This window comes from Seonamhaeicola algicola, assembly GCF_007997385.1.
GTDB classification, from domain to species: Bacteria; Bacteroidota; Bacteroidia; order Flavobacteriales; family Flavobacteriaceae; genus Seonamhaeicola; species Seonamhaeicola algicola.
Window position 1 is genome coordinate 502,225 of sequence record NZ_VOSC01000012.1, and the last position, 17,466, is coordinate 519,690.

At 33.2% G+C, this 17,466-nt stretch carries 11 protein-coding genes; 6 read left to right on the forward strand and 5 right to left on the reverse strand.

Annotated features, from left to right (window positions below):
* Positions 1–5: 5 nt before the first annotated feature.
* The 4 genes from FUA26_RS04695 to FUA26_RS04710 all read left to right on the forward strand — a co-directional run bounded on the left by FUA26_RS04695 (position 6) and on the right by FUA26_RS04710 (position 8,374).
* Positions 6–1,118 (forward strand): FecR family protein, encoded by a 1,113-nt coding sequence (locus FUA26_RS04695; protein ID WP_147132232.1) that lies wholly within the window; start codon positions 6–8, stop codon positions 1,116–1,118.
* A 216-nt stretch (positions 1,119–1,334) separates the two neighbouring features.
* Positions 1,335–4,709: a SusC/RagA family TonB-linked outer membrane protein gene (locus tag FUA26_RS04700; protein ID WP_186826855.1), complete on the forward strand. Its 3,375-nt coding sequence runs from the start codon at positions 1,335–1,337 to the stop codon at positions 4,707–4,709.
* A gap of 13 nt (positions 4,710–4,722) precedes the next feature.
* Positions 4,723–6,522, forward strand: coding sequence for a RagB/SusD family nutrient uptake outer membrane protein (locus FUA26_RS04705; RefSeq protein ID WP_186826856.1), 1,800 nt, complete (start codon positions 4,723–4,725; stop codon positions 6,520–6,522).
* A gap of 217 nt (positions 6,523–6,739) precedes the next feature.
* Positions 6,740–8,374 carry a sulfatase family protein gene (locus tag FUA26_RS04710; protein ID WP_147132240.1) on the forward strand — a complete coding sequence of 545 codons (1,635 nt, stop codon included), beginning with the start codon at positions 6,740–6,742 and terminating at the stop codon, positions 8,372–8,374.
* Between the two features lie 77 nt (positions 8,375–8,451).
* On the opposite strand, the gene FUA26_RS04715 is transcribed toward FUA26_RS04710, so the two are convergent.
* The gene (locus FUA26_RS04715; protein ID WP_147132243.1) at positions 8,452–8,883 is read right to left on the reverse strand and encodes a tellurite resistance TerB family protein; all 432 of its coding nucleotides are present in this window, start codon (positions 8,881–8,883) and stop codon (positions 8,452–8,454) included.
* Positions 8,884–9,128: 245 nt separating this feature from the next.
* Between FUA26_RS04715 and mfd the strand changes: the two genes are divergently transcribed.
* Positions 9,129–12,485 carry a transcription-repair coupling factor gene (mfd, locus tag FUA26_RS04720; protein ID WP_147132246.1) on the forward strand — a complete coding sequence of 1,119 codons (3,357 nt, stop codon included), beginning with the start codon at positions 9,129–9,131 and terminating at the stop codon, positions 12,483–12,485.
* A 19-nt stretch (positions 12,486–12,504) separates the two neighbouring features.
* Entirely contained in the window at positions 12,505–13,836 is a 1,332-nt protein-coding gene (locus FUA26_RS04725) for a TlpA family protein disulfide reductase (RefSeq protein WP_147132249.1), read from the forward strand.
* 5 nt (positions 13,837–13,841) lie between these two features.
* Here the strand turns inward: FUA26_RS04725 and FUA26_RS04730 are convergent, their stop codons facing one another.
* The 4 genes from FUA26_RS04730 to FUA26_RS04745 all read right to left on the reverse strand — a co-directional run bounded on the left by FUA26_RS04730 (position 13,842) and on the right by FUA26_RS04745 (position 17,374).
* Positions 13,842–14,201 carry a YraN family protein gene (locus FUA26_RS04730; RefSeq protein ID WP_147132252.1) on the reverse strand — a complete coding sequence of 120 codons (360 nt, stop codon included), beginning with the start codon at positions 14,199–14,201 and terminating at the stop codon, positions 13,842–13,844.
* Between the two features lie 117 nt (positions 14,202–14,318).
* Positions 14,319–15,479 carry a metal ABC transporter permease gene (locus tag FUA26_RS04735; RefSeq protein WP_147132255.1) on the reverse strand — a complete coding sequence of 387 codons (1,161 nt, stop codon included), beginning with the start codon at positions 15,477–15,479 and terminating at the stop codon, positions 14,319–14,321.
* Positions 15,472–16,599: a metal ABC transporter permease gene (locus FUA26_RS04740; RefSeq protein WP_147132257.1), complete on the reverse strand. Its 1,128-nt coding sequence runs from the start codon at positions 16,597–16,599 to the stop codon at positions 15,472–15,474. Before FUA26_RS04740 ends, FUA26_RS04735 begins: the two co-directional genes overlap by 8 nt.
* Positions 16,600–16,618: 19 nt before the next feature.
* Positions 16,619–17,374, reverse strand: a complete 756-nt coding sequence (locus FUA26_RS04745; protein WP_147132260.1) for a metal ABC transporter ATP-binding protein — start codon at positions 17,372–17,374, stop codon at positions 16,619–16,621.
* Positions 17,375–17,466: the final 92 nt, after the last annotated feature.

Sequence of the window (17,466 nt, forward strand, 5' to 3'; positions counted from 1 at the left end):
TAATTATGAAAGAAAAAGAGTTTAGAAAACTTTTAAACAAAGCTATTCATGGTACATTAAATAACCATGAAAAGATGCTAATTGAAACATATCAAAAAAAAATGCTTGTATTAGCTAATAAAAAACAAGATTTTAAAAAAAATAATAGCAGCATTAAGGATACTTTATGGAATGATATTCAAAATAATATAAAACCTAAAACAAAGGTTTTAACCATAGTATCATCAGTAGCAGCTATTTTAATAGTAGCATTGGTTTTATCGCAAGTAATATTTTATTCAGATAAAACACCAACAGTAGATCCTGCTAAAGTAATTACCTTAAAATTAGATGACGGAACAATTAAAGTTTTAAATGAAAATACAAATACAACTATTAAAAGTAACCTAGGCAATACTGTTGTTACCCAGCAAAAAACTAAACTACAGTACAATAACACAAAAGCAAAGATAGAAACCTTAGTATATAATACCTTAACAATACCTTACGGAAAGAAATTTGAGGTAGTACTTTCTGATGGTACTACGGCATTTTTAAATTCAGGGTCATCATTAAAATACCCTGTACACTTTATAAAAGGAAAAGAACGAAAAGTGTTTGTTGATGGCGAAGTGTTTTTTGATGTAGCTAAAAATCCCAAATCAGCTTTTATAGTTAATGCAAAAGCGCTTAATGTAAAAGTTTATGGTACAAAATTTAATGTTCAAGCTTATACTGAAGATACACAAACTGAAGTGGTTTTAGTTGAAGGTTCAGTAGGGCTTTACACAGGCCACAAAGTTGTTAATGATAAAGATGTAAAACGCCTAAAACCAGGTTATAAAGCAACGTTTAATAAACAAAATAAAGCCATAGTTAATAGTAAAGTTAACACAAGTATATATACATCATGGATGGATGGTGAATTGGTTTTTAGAGATATGACTTTTCACAATATTCTAAAAAAACTAGAACGTCATTATAATGTAGAAATCATTAATAATAACACCAGCATATCTTTTGATAAGTTTAATGCAAGCTTTGGTAAAAACCCACCAATACACGTTGTTTTACAGGAGATTAAGCAAAATTATAATATAGATTATACAATAACAGAACATAAAATAATTATAAACTAAAACAACAGGCTTATGTAAAATTACAATTACTAACTAAAGTCGTTTTTGTTCTTAAGAAGAATAAAAAAAAATCGGAAAATGCTGCAACATTTCCCGATGATATGACGCAATTAAACTAAATAATAGATTAACCACATTTAACATCACAAAAGTATGAAAAAAAAATCTCCTACAATTAGGGGCCGATTTTGTCCTTCACTAAAATTCGATTTAAAAATGAAGCTAAGTGTCCTTTTCTTTTTCGTATCATTTATGACACTTCAAGCAAATGATACCTATTCACAACAAACTAAAATTACATTAGAGCTAAATAATGTAACAGTTAGTGAATTGTTAGATGAAATTGAAGCATCAACTCAATTTCGTTTCATATATAAACTAAAAGACATTAATTTAAACAGAAAAGTTTCTGTTAACGTAAATAAACAAGAAATAACAACCATTTTAGAGTCGGTTTTTAAAACTACCACAACCGATTATAACGTTATAAAAAAGCGTGTTTATTTAATAGAAAAAAAAGATAAACCTGCAGTAAATATAAATAACTTAAATACAAGTGTTTTAAAACCTCAAAAAATAACAATAAAAGGCATTGTTACAGATGAAAACGGTGTACCACTACCCGGAGCTAATATTTTAGAAAAAGGAACAAGTAATGGTACACAAACAGATTTTGATGGTAACTATACTTTAAATGTTGAAAACACAAATGCCATTTTAGTGGTGTCATACCTAGGGTATGTTACAAAAGAAATTCCTGTTAACAATAAATCTACTATTAATGTAGTAATGATTGAAGACTCTGCAAAATTAGACGAGGTAGTGGTAGTAGGTTATGGAAAGCAAAAAAGAGCAACTATTACAGGTTCAGTTGCTACAGTTCAATCTAAAGACTTAGTTCAAACTCCAACAACTAATACCACACAGTCTCTAGCGGGGCGTTTACCAGGTTTAGTGGTAACACAAAATGATGGTCAACCTGGAGGAGACCAAGCAAATGTTAGAATTAGAGGGTTTGGTAACGCTTTAGTAATTGTTGATGGTGTACCAAGAGATTACCAACAACTAGACCCTAATGAAATTGAATCTATATCTGTTTTAAAAGATGCTTCTGCAGCAGTATACGGAGCTAGAGCTGGTAATGGAGTTATTCTTGTAACAACCAAAAGGGGTAAAATAGGAAGGCCCAAAATTAATTTTTCAAGCAGTATTACATTTCAACAACCAACATTTTTACCTGAAATAGCTGATGCTGCTAGTTACGCAGATTATGTTCAAAGAGCAGAGAGGTTAGAAGGGGTAGCGGAAGCTGACCTTACTTATTCTAATGAAGATATTGTAAGGTTTAAAGCTGGTACAGAAGAAGGCTTTAAAGGTACAGATTGGCAAGATGTTGTTCTTAAAGACTGGTCTATGATGCATCAACATAATGTTAACGTAAGAGGTGGAACTGAAAAAGTTAAGTATTTTGGGTCTGTTGGAGCTTTACAACAAAACTCTTTATTAGAGTCTGGTGATGGTAAGTTTGAAAGATATAATATTGGTTTAACTTTAGATGCTGATATTTCAGATAGATTAACAGTAGGTCTTAATCTAAAATATAGAGAACAAGAAACAGAAACACCTGTAAATGTTGATAATGGAGAAGATGCTTACCGTAGAATTTTTCGGTTTATAGCATCATCAAACCCAGCAATTCAAAGAAATCCAGATGGTTTATTAACAGCATCTCATCCGTTAGGACAAAGTGCAGTAGCCTATTCCAATAGTTCTATCACAGGATTTTTTCTTGATAAAAGAAAACAGTTTGATTTAATTGCTAATTTTGATTACGATATTCCTGTAAGTGGTTTAAGTGCTTTTGGAAAGCTTGCATTTCAAAGATCAAGTAATTTAAGCCGAAAAATTAGAACACCCTTTACAACTTATGATCATGATTTTGTTACTGGAGAAAGCACAGAGTCTTTTACTACAAATATAGCAGATACTAGGGTTTCTAATGATGATTTTAGTAGAATAACAACACAAGTAGGGTTAGATTTTAGCCGTACTTTTGGAGTCCATAATTTATCTGCAAAAGCCATTTATGAAAATATTTATACAGATACTTATAACTTTTATGCACTAAGAAATAATCCGCTAACTATAGATCAACCGTTTTTATTCGCAGCTATTGGAGAACAGCAAGTTGGTGACAACTTTTCTCAAAACGGACGATCTGCTTTTATTGGTCGCGTTAATTATGACTATAAAGAAAAGTTTTTATTAGAAGCGTTATATAGATTAGATGCAAACATACAATTTCCAACAGAAACACGTTGGGGGTTATTTCCAGGGATTTCATTAGGATGGGTAATGTCTAAAGAAGATTTCTTGAGCGATTCTTCAACAGTTGACTTTTTAAAAATAAGAGCTTCTGTAGCTAGCCTTGGATTTGATAACATCTCTAATTTTGATTACTTAAGTGGTTATAGTTTAAGAAATGCAATTAACCAGCAATATCTCTATGAAGGGCAGGAGTTTTTAACAACACTTAGAACAGAAGGACTTGCTAATCCTAATATAACTTGGGAAGAAATGACTACTTACAATTTAGGTTTAGATGCAACATTCTGGAATAGTGCATTAGGAATAGAGTTTGACGCTTTTTATCGAAAAAGAACAGGGCTTTTAGCCACAAGACAAGATGCTCTTCCAGATACCTTTGGAGCCGTTTTACCAAGAGAAAATCTTGAAGAACGAGATAATAGAGGTTTTGAACTAGTATTAACGCATAAAAACACCATAGGTGACTTAAACATTAATATATCCGGTAATGTTACTTGGACACGAGAAAAATTTGTAAAAGTAATAGAAAGAGAGTTTGATTTAGATGATCCTGACGATGCTAGGTTAAATCAAAGAACTGGCCAATGGGTTAATCGTAGGTTTGGTTATAGAACAGATGGATTTTATGATACACAAGAAGAAATAGATAATGATGGTTTAGAATACCCACAATTAGGTGAACCTAAATTAGGAGATGTTAAGTACGTTGATAGAAACGGAGATAATATTATTGATTTTAGAGATCAAGAAGTAATTGGTAGGAATCAAACTCCAGAATGGTTTTTTGGGTTAAACGTAAACTTAGAATACAAAGGGTTTGATTTTGCTATGTTATGGCAAGGAGCTACAAATTTTGATGTAGTACCTAATGATCTTGAATTAGCTGCTACAACTAGTATTGGTTTTGTACCATTTCAATATCAAGTAGATCATAGTTGGAATCCAGATAATCCCTCTGCAGCTAAACTACCCGCTCCAAGTACAATAGGTCTTAACCAACATAATGATGCAACATTAGATATTTACCAAAGAGATGCAACTTATGCAAGATTAAAATCTTTAACACTCGGATATTCAATTCCTCAAAGTTTTTTAAATAAAATTAATGTTAAAAATGCAAGAATTTATCTTGCGGGTTATAACCTTTTAACTCTACAAAAAAAGAATATTTTTAATATAGATCCCGAGGCCAGAAGTCAAGATGGTATAGCTACTTATCCTGTTCAAAGAAATGTAAGTTTAGGTATTAATGTTGGATTATAATAAAAAAAATATTATGAAAAAAATAAAATTATTTATAGCAATTTTCACATTAGGCATTATAGTCTTATCATGTGAAGATCCATTAGAAAGAACAGCTGTTGGTCGTTTTTCTGAAGATAGCGTTTTTAACGACGAGACTTTGACTGATTTAGTTGTAGCAAATTTATTTGCTAGAGCAAGATTCTTACCTGGCTCAAATGATTTAAACCCAAGTAGGTTGGTTGTAGATGCCTGTGCTGGTGGTTACAGTAGAACATTTGGAGGGTGGCCAGGGGGCTATCAATTTACTCGTGGTTTATTTACAGAGCTAGGTACTGGCGGGCAGGGAACCAATGAATATTGGGACTGGGCTTTAGTAAGAGAAATTAATGAAGTAATTTTTAAATTAAAAAGCGAAGGTAACACATTGCCTCAAGAATATACAGATACTAGAATAGGCGAATTACATTTTTTAAGAGCTTGGGTTTATTTTCAAAAAGTGAAACGTTATGGAGGCGTACCAATTATAACTGAGCCACAAAGCTTTGACCTAGCCTTAGATGAATTGCAGATACCTAGAAATTCTGAAGAAGAAACCTATGACTTTATTGCTGAAGAATGTGATTTAGCAGTGTCACTTTTGGCTGATAAAATGCAACAAGGAGGAAGGCCTACCCATTGGGCTGCATTAGCTTTAAAAAGTAGGGCAATGTTGTATGCGGGCAGTATTGGAGAGTTTGGCAATATGCAATTAAACGGATTGTTAGGAATCAGCAATCCAGATAAATATTGGCAATTATCCTATGATGCTTCTAAAAAAATAATTAATGAAGGTCCGTTTACATTGTATGGAGATAATCCTAGCTCTTTTGAAGAAGCTGAAAACTTATATTATGATTTGTTTACTAAAGATGCTGAATTAGGAAACAATAATGAGGCCATCTTCACTGAGGTTTTTGGAGGACAAGGCGCAAGGCCAGAAGATTGGGAGCGCTGGTGTGCACCGGCAGTAGTGAGTGGAACTACATTTTTAAATACCTATCTAGAAACTTTCGAAATGTATGAATACATTGATGGTACACCAGGCACACTTGATAGGTCTACATTAGTACCAGGTGTATTTCATGATATGGATAACTTTATAGGAAGAAAAGATCCTAGATGTAGAGCCAATATTTTCTTACCAGAAGTTGAATACGGTGGTCAAACTGTATGGATGCATGAGGGCTTGTATGTTAATGGCGTTTTAGAAACATCAAATATTGACGGTATTGATGTTCCTGCAAAAGGTCCGTCAAGAGATATTGAACGAACAGGAATGTTCAATAGAAAAAGATGTAACGAACAATTTTTAGTAGGCCCTTCAAGAGGGCAAGGTGGAACTGATTATATGGTTTTCCGCTTAGGAGAAATGTATTTAAATCTTGCAGAAGCGGCGTATGCTTTAGGTCGTGATAGTGAAGGTTTAGAGGCGTTAAATAGAATTAGAAGACGTGTAAATATGCCTGATAAATTAACCATAAATTGGTCAGTTATTCAAAATGAAAGGGCTGTAGAATTAGCATTTGAGCAGCATCGTTATTGGGATTTGCGCAGGTGGCGTATAGCTCACATAGAGTTAGATCGTAGAGCTAGTAAAGGCAATAAGTATACTGGTGTTAGATGGCGAAAAGATTATGATAACCCAGGAATGTATGAAATAATTCATACTACAACAGGAACAGCTACTGATAGTTGGGATAGAATATTTGAAGAGCACCATTATTATTTTCCTATTGGGCTGGCTAGAATACAGAGAAGTCCTGCTTTAGTTGAAAATCCAGGTTATGAGTAAATGTCAAATTTAAATGTAATATTGTTTTCACTATTAAAATTATTTTAACAATAAAATCCTCCTAAAATTCAAAAGCATTAATATATAAGTTAGCTTTTGAGTTTTAGTTTGAAAATGCACCGGAGTGTTTTGCTTCGGTGCATTTATAAATATTGTAAAAACGGCTTTAAAAATTAAATAAGTTATATCTTTAAATTAATAATCAACTTGTAAAACAATGACGTTTAAAACACTAAAAAACCTAATGCCAATAGTACTAGCATCAGTACTATTTTCATGTAAAAACGAAACTATAATAGAAAAGCCAAACATTATTTATATTATGGCAGATGATCATACCTCGCAAGCCATTGGTGCTTATGGTAAAAGGTTAGCATCATTAAACCCAACACCAACTATAGATAGGTTAGCAACAGAAGGTATTTTATTAGAAAATGTTTTTTGTACTAATTCCATTTGTACACCATCAAGAGCCAGTATATTAACAGGTCAATACGGGCAGGTTAATGGTGTTGTAGATTTAAGTGGAGCGCTTTCAGCAGATAAACAATATTTGCCAATTGAAGTAAAAAAACAAGGCTATCAAACAGCCATGGTAGGTAAATGGCATTTAAAACATGCGCCAGAAGCTTTTGATTATTATAACGTTTTACCAGGTCAAGGTGATTATTTTAATCCAACCCTTTACAGTAGAGATGGTGGTACAAAAACAAAAATTAGGTTTGAAGCCGATTTAGTTAGAGAGGTTAATGCCACAAAATATCAAGGGCATTCATCAGATGTAATTACAGATATATCTTTAGATTGGCTTAAAAACAAAAGAGATAAAACCAAGCCTTTCTTTTTAATGCACCACTTTAAAGCACCCCATGATTTTTTTGAATATGCACCCAGATATGAAACATATTTAAAAGATCATGTTATCCCAGAGCCGTCAAGTATGTGGTATAATGCAAATAACGGCTCTATTGCTACCCGCGGTATTAATAACTCATTAACTGATACAATAGGCTCATCCATAGGGCATAGAAATGTAATAAGAAACATGGGAATGCATATGAATATAGACCCCAATATACCAGACCCGAAGTATAAAGAATTAGCATACCAAGAATATTTAAAACGCTATTTAAGATGTGTAAAAGGTGTTGATGATAATGTAAAACGCCTATTAGATTATTTAGAAGAAGAAGGCCTTTTAGATAACACAATAATTATGTACACCGGAGATCAAGGTTTCATGTTAGGTGAACACGATTATATTGATAAACGATGGATGTATGAAGAATCTCAAAGAATGCCATTTTTAGTACGCTATCCAAAAACAATAAAAGCAGGTTCACGGTCAAATGCCATAATAAATAATACTGATTTTGCACCAACAATTATAGATATGGCAGGCGGTAAAACACCAGATTATATGCAAGGAGCAAGTTTTAAATCAATTTTAGAAACAACCCAAGAACCCAAGGGTTGGAAACAAGACACATACTACAGGTACTGGATGCACATGGCACACAAGCATAACAACCCTGCTCATTTTGGTATTAGAACTAAAGACTATAAACTTATCTTTTTCTATGGGCGCGATTATTTAGTAAATAGAGATTCCGGTGAACAAAAATGGGCACACAACCCAGAATCAATGTCAGATTTTGTTACACCAGTAGCTTGGGAGTTTTATGATTTAAATAAAGACCCCAATGAAATGGATAATAGGTATGATGACCCACAATATGCTTCAATAATTACCAATTTAAAAAGCAGGCTTAAAAAGTTAAGAGAGGAAGTAAAAGAAAATGACGCTCAATACCCACAAATACAACAAGTAATTGATGAAAGCTGGAACTAAACTTTAATCAACAATAAGCAAACAAAAAAGCGAAACCTATTTGGTTTCGCTTTTTTATTATTTTAAAGTTTAAAAAACTATCTATTCATATTTTTAATAGCATCAACAAACGTATCAAGGTCAGCCCCTTGTTTAACAAGCGTTGAGGCCTTATCAATAATATACTTAACATTAACCGCATGAAAACCTAAACCTACTGCAATTTTGTTAAGTAAAGTATCTTCAGCTTCACCATGAATATCATCAACATAAACCATTCTAACAAGGTCATATAAACGCTCTAAACGCAAATCGTAAGACGCCGGCGGATTAATAGGATGTTTAGCATAATCCTTCAAAATAATTTTATAATCAACCTCACTAATATCCAATCTATTAGCTAATCTATCTAAAAAAGCACGCTCATCATCAGTAATCACACCATCGGCCATGGCAACTCTTACAATAGAAGCAAAATGGCTCTCATTACGCTTTTTAAAACCACTGTCAAATAAATCTGAAAACGACATAATTATCAATTTTTTAAGTGCTGCAAACCTACATATTTTTTTAATAAATGTAGCTTAAAAAAACAATTTTTTGGGCGTTCCCTGCGGGCGGGCTTTCGCTACTCGCTGCCTCCTGCGTCAGCGAGCTCAAACACACCGCTCAATCCCTAACGCAAACATAACCCAATAACCCATGTATTTTAACCCCGTATATTACTTAAAATAAAGTACAAGCCTTATCTTTGCAGTTTTAAAAACATAATTAGGTGAGTAAAACCCATATTTCTCAAGCCTATTTACAGGTTTTGCAAACGCATAATCTGCAAGATGCTATTGCCCAAAAACAATCAAAAACACATTTAAAAGGCCTTGTAGGCTCATCATTATCATTTGTAATTGCCAACGCATTTAAGCAGGCAAAAAAACCATTTCTATTAGTATTTGATGATAAAGAAGAAGCCGCACATTACCTAAACGATTTTGAGCAACTCTGCGATAAAACTGATGTGCTTTTCTATCCAGGCAGTTACCGTAGGCCGTATCAAATAGAAGAAACAGATAACGCCAATGTACTATTACGTGCCGAGGTTTTAAACCGTATAAATTCACAAAAAAAACCAGCATTAATAGTAACCTACCCCGATGCGCTTTTTGAGCAAGTAGTTACCCGTAAAGAGCTTGAGCGTAACACCCTTAAAATTGCTGTAGCCGATAACTTATCAATAGATTTTGTAAATGAAGTATTGTTTGAATACAAATTTAAACGCGTAGATTTTGTAACAGAACCTGGTGAGTTTTCTGTGCGTGGTGGTATTGTAGATGTGTTTTCGTTCTCAAATGATGAACCTTACCGTATAGAGTTTTTTGGTGATGAGGTTGACAGTATTAGAACATTTGATGTAGCATCTCAACTATCTATAAATCAAATTAAAAAAATAAACATTATACCTAATGTTGCTAATAAACTTTTAGAAGAAAGACGCCAAAGTTTTTTAAGATACATAGCTCAAAAAACAGTGGTTGGTATAAAAAATGCCAATATGCTTTTTTCTAGAATTGATGATTTTTTTGAAAAAGCCGAGGCTGCATTTACAAACCTTTCGCCCGATATTAAACATAGTAAACCACAAGAATTATTTTGTAATTCAGCATTATTAAAAAGTCAACTTTTAGAATTTTCAATATTAGAGTTTGGTACGCAAAATATTTTTACTAATTCAACAAAAGAAACGCATCAAACCCTAGCGTTTAATACCGCACCACAACCATCTTTCAACAAACAATTTAATTTGTTAATTGAAGATTTAAATACAAACCACAACAACGGTTATACAAATTACATAGCTTGTATTAGTGAACAACAAGCTAAACGCTTTCATGATATTTTTGATGATTCAAATTTAGAAGTCGCACCATATAACACAGTAATTTTATCACTACATCAAGGTTTTGTAGATCATGAAAATAAAATAGTTTGTTACACCGATCATCAAATATTTGAACGTTACCATAAATTCAGTATAAAAAATGGTTATGCCAAAAAGCAAGCCATAACTTTAAAGGAGCTTACTAATTTAGATATTGGAGATTACGTTACACATATTGATCATGGTATTGGGCGTTTTGGCGGACTTCAAAAAATTGATGTTGAAGGCAAAAAACAAGAGGCAATAAAGCTTATTTATGGAGAGCGCGATGTGCTGTATTTAAGCATACATTCACTTCATAAAATAACAAAATATAATGGTAAAGATGGCAAGCCACCAAAGGTATACAAACTAGGTAGCAATGCTTGGAAAACCTTAAAACAAAAAACAAAAGCAAAAGTAAAACACATTGCTTTTAACCTTATAAAACTTTATGCAAAGCGTAAAACCGAAAAAGGCTATCAATACAAGCCAGATAGTTATATGCAGCATGAATTAGAAGCGTCTTTTATTTATGAAGACACACCAGACCAAAGTACCGCAACGGCCGATATTAAAGCCGATATGGAAAGCGAGCGCCCAATGGATAGACTTATTTGCGGCGATGTTGGTTTTGGTAAAACAGAGGTAGCCATTCGTGCTGCTTTTAAAGCGGTAGATAATGGTAAACAAGTAGCCGTTTTGGTGCCTACAACCATTTTAGCATACCAACATGCACGCACGTTTAGAAAACGTTTAAAAGATTTTCCTGTAACGGTAGATTATGTAAACCGTTTTAGAACTGCCAAACAAAAACGTGAAACTTTAGAGCAGTTAGAAAAAGGAGGTGTAGATATTATTATTGGCACACACCAATTGGTAAACAAAAACGTGAAATTTAAAGATTTAGGTCTTTTAATTGTTGACGAAGAACAAAAATTTGGAGTTGCCGTAAAAGAAAAACTAAAAACCATAAAAGAAAACGTTGATGTGTTAACATTAACCGCAACACCAATACCAAGAACGCTTCAGTTTAGTTTAATGGCAGCGCGTGATTTATCGGTTATTACAACACCGCCACCAAACCGTTACCCAATTGAAAGTCATGTTATTCGTTTTAACGAAGAAACCATTCGTGATGCCGTAAGCTATGAAATTGAACGTGGCGGACAAATATTTTTTATTCACAACCGTATTGAAAACATAAAAGAAGTTGCAGGCATGATTCAGCGTTTAGTGCCCGATGCAAAAATAGGCGTGGGCCATGGGCAAATGGAAGGCAAAAAGCTAGAAGAACTTATGCTACAATTTATGGATGGCGGTTTTGATGTTTTAGTTAGTACCACCATTATTGAAAGTGGTTTAGATGTGCCCAATGCCAATACCATTTTTATAAATAATGCCAATAATTTTGGGTTGAGTGATTTGCACCAAATGCGCGGTCGTGTTGGCCGAAGCAATAAAAAAGCATTCTGTTATTTTATTACACCAGAATATAGTGCCATGACTGAAGATGCCCGTAAACGTATTTCAGCCTTAGAACAATTTACAGATTTAGGTAGCGGATTTAACATTGCAATGAAAGACCTTGAAATTCGTGGTGCTGGCGATTTGTTGGGTGGTGAACAAAGCGGATTTATAAATGAAATAGGTTTTGATACCTACCAAAAAATATTAAACGAGGCTATTGAAGAACTTAAAGAAAATGAGTTTAAAGATTTATATGATACACCCGAAGAAAACAAAACATACGTAAAAGATGTAACTATTGATACAGATTTTGAATTGCTATTTCCTGATAGCTATATAAATAATATTGCAGAAAGATTAAGTTTATACACCAAACTTAATGAACTTGAAACCGAAGAAGAACTAACAAGGTTTGAAAATGATTTAATTGATAGGTTTGGGGAATTACCACCACAAGTGACCGATTTGTTAAACAGTGTCAAAATAAAGTGGTTAGCAACCAAAATAGGTTTTGAAAAAATAATAATGAAAAAAGGTAAACTTATAGGGTATTTTATAAGCAACCAACAAAGTAGTTTTTATCAAAGTAACACGTTTACAAATGTTTTAAAATACGTGCAAACACATCCTAATATTTGCAAAATGAAAGAGAAAGAAACACGTCAAGGCTTAAGATTAATACTTACCTTTAATGCAGTAAACTCAGTACAAAAAGCTTTAACATTATTAAAACCAATTATGGCGTAATTATTGCCTAAAAAATAATATGAAACACTGTTTAAAACTTATTCTATCACTATTAATATTTCCCGCAATAGTTTGGGGGCAACACACAATTAAAGGTAAGTTTTCACCTCCCGAAGATTATAAAATTGCGCTTCTTTACAAAGTAACACCAACAGTTTCACAATACATTACAAATGCTAGTGTAAATACAGATGGTACGTTTCAGTTAAAATTAGACTCTACAGCCACAAAAGGCATGTATAGGTTAGTGTATGCCATACCGCAAGAAGATTATAATTTTGATATTATTTACAACAAAAATGAAGATATTGAACTTACATTTAACTCTGAAACAGGCGTAAAATTTCAAAAATCTGTTGAAAACAAATTACTCACATCATACACCAATAGCATGTCTATGGTTACGCATAGTATTGGCAAGTTTTACGCTGAAAAAAGTAAAGATACATTAGCACTTCTTAAAATTTTTGATACCCAAAGAAAAACACAAAAAAGCTATGAAGAAGCCGCTAAAGATCTTATAGTTTTAAACTTCATAAAAGCAAATAAGCCATACATTCCCTCAACTTTTGAAAATGTAAAAACCTACATTAATAATTTAAAAAAGCATTATTTTGATTATGTAGATTTTACCAACAAAACCTTGCAAAGCTCTAATATTTTAGAAGAAAAAATGCTAAACTATGTTTTTGGTATGAATACCGATGCTAAAAACGAAGTTGAAAATTATAAAGCAAACATTAACACGGTAGCTAACGCTATGAAACCTGCACACAACAAAGTAAAACGTATTTTGTTGGTAAGTTTATGGCAGCAAATGGTAGATTTAAACCAAGAAGCTGTAGCTAATTATATTTCAGAAACGTATTTAATGGATATTGCAGTAGCCTTAAATGACCAAGAGCTTGTAAATAGTTTGATAACTTTTGAAAATTTATCACTTGGTAAAGTTGCACCAGATTTTGATATTGAAATAACACAAAACGGAAAAAAAGTAACTAAAAAACTAACTGAACTTCAAGGTTCAGATAAATATGTTATTGTTTTTTGGAGCAGTGCTTGCTCACATTGTTTAGATGAAATTCCTATGTTACAAAAGTTTATGAAGTCTCAAACAAATGTAAAAGTAGTTGCTGTAGCTTTAGAAAATGAACCTTATAAATGGAAAAGTTTAACTTATGATTATCCAGATTTTATACATGTTTACGGTGAAGGAAAATGGGATAATCCTATAGGCGATGATTATGCTGTAACAGCCACACCAACCTATTTTGTTTTAGATAAAGACAAAAAAATTATTGCTAAACCAGAAGATTTTGATGCCTTTATAAAGTTTTTTCAAGAAGAATAGTAGCATTAAAAATGATAAAAAGCATCCTTTAAATGTTCAATTTTAAAGGTTTTGTTGTCTTTCACAATAGCAATAATATCAAAACGTACTTCAACGTTTAAGCTATTAACGGTTACATACTCATCAACCGCTTTTACTAAATTTTTTATTTGTTTTGGTTTTACAAAATCTTGCGGATTACCAAAATCTGTGTTAGACCGGGTTTTTACCTCAATAATAGCAAGTATGTCTTTTTTTGAAGCAATTATATCAACTTCGGCTTTGTTAAAACGGTAGTTGCGCTCAATAATATTGTAATTGTTTTCAATAAGAAAATCAACCGCTAGTTGTTCGCCTTTTTTACCTAATTCGTTGTGTTGTGCCATGAAATAAAGGTAAAAATTTTTATTTTTTTAATAGGAAGAACTAATTAATACTTCTAAGAATTGAATATAGTTTTACAATTTATCAAATATCTCCAACCAAATCAAGAATAGATATTATTATCCTCTAAACAAAAAGAAATCATCTTTCATGTCTTCAATTTGAGCATCTTCGTTGGTAATGATATAATCAATGGCTTGCGAAGTAAAAGCGTCGCCTTTTTCGGTCAACGACACAATGTTTTTATTAAACTTAATCATATTGTTTTTTAAAGCTAAATCTAACACGGTTTTACTTCTTACTTTTTGCCAATTTATATGTTCGTTTAAGTGGTTTACATGGCGCTCTCTTTCATCGGTATGATTTTTTAAATGCAATAAAAACGTTAGTAAAAGTACTTCGGTGCGTTGTTGTTTTTCGCGGTATAAAACAGCAATAACACCTTTGTTTGGAGCAAATAAATACACCAATAAAAAGATGATGCCTAACATGGTGGTTATGGAGCCAGATATGGAAGCATCTAAACCATGTGCTAACCAATAGCCAGAAATAGCCGAAAACACACCAAAACCAACCGAGTACAAAAGCATCTTTTTTAAATTGGTAGTTAATAAGTAGGCTGTTGCGGGTGGCGCAATCATTAAAGCAACTACTAAAATGGCTCCAACGGCATCAAAAGCTCCAACGGTTGTAATAGATGAGACTGTCATGAGTCCGTAATGAATTACAGCCGGCGAAAACCCAAGTGAAGCTGCTAAACCAACATCAAAAGTGCTTACTTTAAGTTCTTTAAAAAAGGTAAAAAGTAGTGCGATGGTAATAATTAGAATGCTACCGATAATCCATAAGGATTTCGGACCAACATCTGCACCAGAAATTACCATTCTATCGAAAGGTGCAAAGGCGAGTTCGCCAAGTAAAACAGCATCGACATCTAAATGGACATCGTTAGCATTTTTAGCAATTAAAATAACACCAGCACTAAATAAGGTTGGGAATACTAAACCAATAGCGGTATCTTCTTTTACTAAACCCGTTTTTTGAATGTATTCTACTAAAACAACGGTTATAATGCCGGTTAATGCAGCTAGTAAAATAAGTAATGGCGAATTTAAATCTTGGGTAATAAAAAAACCAATGACTATGCCTGGTAAAATAGAATGGCTAATAGCATCGCTTATCATGGCCATTTTACGAAGCACCAAAAATGTACCCGGAATAGCGCAAGCAATTGCAACAATACTTGCAATAAGTTGTATTTCTAATTGTGCGTTACTCATTGGTTTTGTTTTGCTGATTGTATAAATTTGAAGCCGTTTTGTAACCTTCTTCGGTTAAGCTCCACATGTTTCCATCTAACTTTACAAAATTCTTTTTTTCTAGTTTTTGAAGTGTTCCGCGGGTGTATCCGTGGAAATTATTTAAAATTTTAATAGCATGCGGATGTGAAATATTATCGTGATCTTCGGCGATATGAAACATAAACGTTAGGGTTTTATGAAGCTGTAAATCGCGACGGTTTTTTATAAATCGTATTTGTTTAAATAGTAATCCGCGGCTTGGTGAAAATACAAACGAAAATAGTACAAAAACACCTGCGATTATAACGATTACCGGACCAGTAGATAAATTGTTTTGTGTGGCGCTAATAGCAGTTCCAAATACACCAGAAAACGCACCAAATAGAGCTGCTAAAAACACCATAGTGCTTAGTTTGTTTGTCCATTGGCGAGCTGCTGCTGCTGGCGCCAGTAACATAGCACTCATTAAAACTACGCCAACTGTTTGCAAGCCTAAAACAATGGCTAAAACTATAAACGAGGTTATTAAAACATCGATAAACTTGGTATTAAAACCGAGTGTTTTGGTATAATCGGCATCAAATAAAAGTATTTTAAACTCTTTCCAGAAAAACAATAATACCAGTAAACATATACCTGAAACTAAAGCCATAAGCCATACATCGCTTTCAACAAGTGTTGCGGCTTGACCAAATAAATATTTATCTAATCCTGCTTGATTGGCATTGGGTTGTTTTTGAATAAACGTGAGTAGTAACATACCGAAACCAAAAAACAAGGATAGAATTAAACCTAAAGCAGTATCGGATTTTAAATGCGTTTTTTTAACAATGCCTCGAATCCAGAACGTGCCAATTAAGCCGCTAACCAAAGCACCAATTAATAAAATGTTTGAATCTTTTGTTCCGGTTAATAAAAAAGCAATGGCTATACCTGGTAATGCAGCATGAGAAATAGCATCGCCCAACAAACTTTGTTTTCGTAATACTGCAAAACTGCCCAACATACCTGTTACCGCACCTAAAATGGCTGTGCCCAATGTTATGGTACGCAGTGTGTAGTCTGTAAAAAGAAGTTCTATGTATTCTTTAATGTTCAATTAATTATTTTTTATAGATTTATTTCTGCAAACTTACTTTATAGTTAATACCATAGGTTTTTGTTAAATAATCGTCGTTAAATATATCTTTTACTGGGCCTGTGGCTATTTTTTTTACGTTTAAAAAGGTTACCCAATCGAAATATTCGGGAACAGTTTGCAAATCGTGATGCACAACAATTACTGTTTTTCCGGCTTTTCGTAAGGCTTTTAAAATGTTTATAATGGCTATTTCGGTGGTGGCATCTACACCTTGAAACGGTTCATCCATAAAATAAATTGAGGCATTTTGCACCAAGGCTCTGGCTAAAAATATACGTTGTTGCTGGCCGCCAGATAACTGACTTATTTGTCGGTTTTTAAAAGGAAGCATACCAACTTTTTCTAAAGCTTCAAGCGCTTCTTTTTTTTGTTTTTGCCCTGGGCGTTTTATCCAACCCAAATTGCCGTAAGTTCCCATCATAACAACATCGAGTGCTGTGGTAGGAAAATCCCAATCTACACTGCCTTTTTGAGGAACGTAGGCTACTAATTTTCGTTGCTTATCGTATGGCTTGCCGTAAATGGAAACACTTCCAGCAATAGGTTTTAAAATACCTAAAATAGATTTTATTAGGGTTGATTTTCCGGCACCGTTGGGCCCAACAATAGCCATAAGAACGCCTTCGGGAATTTCTAAATCGATATCCCAAAGCACCGGTTTGTAATTGTAGGCTACAGTAAGGTCGTCTACTTTTACAGCTATTGGTGTTGCTTTATTTTTATTATCAATCATAACCTATTGTTCTGTTGACTGTTTGTTTTTTTATTTTGTTTCATTCATTTTTTGCTTGTCCAAAAAACGAATCAAAAAAGGACATTCAAGTC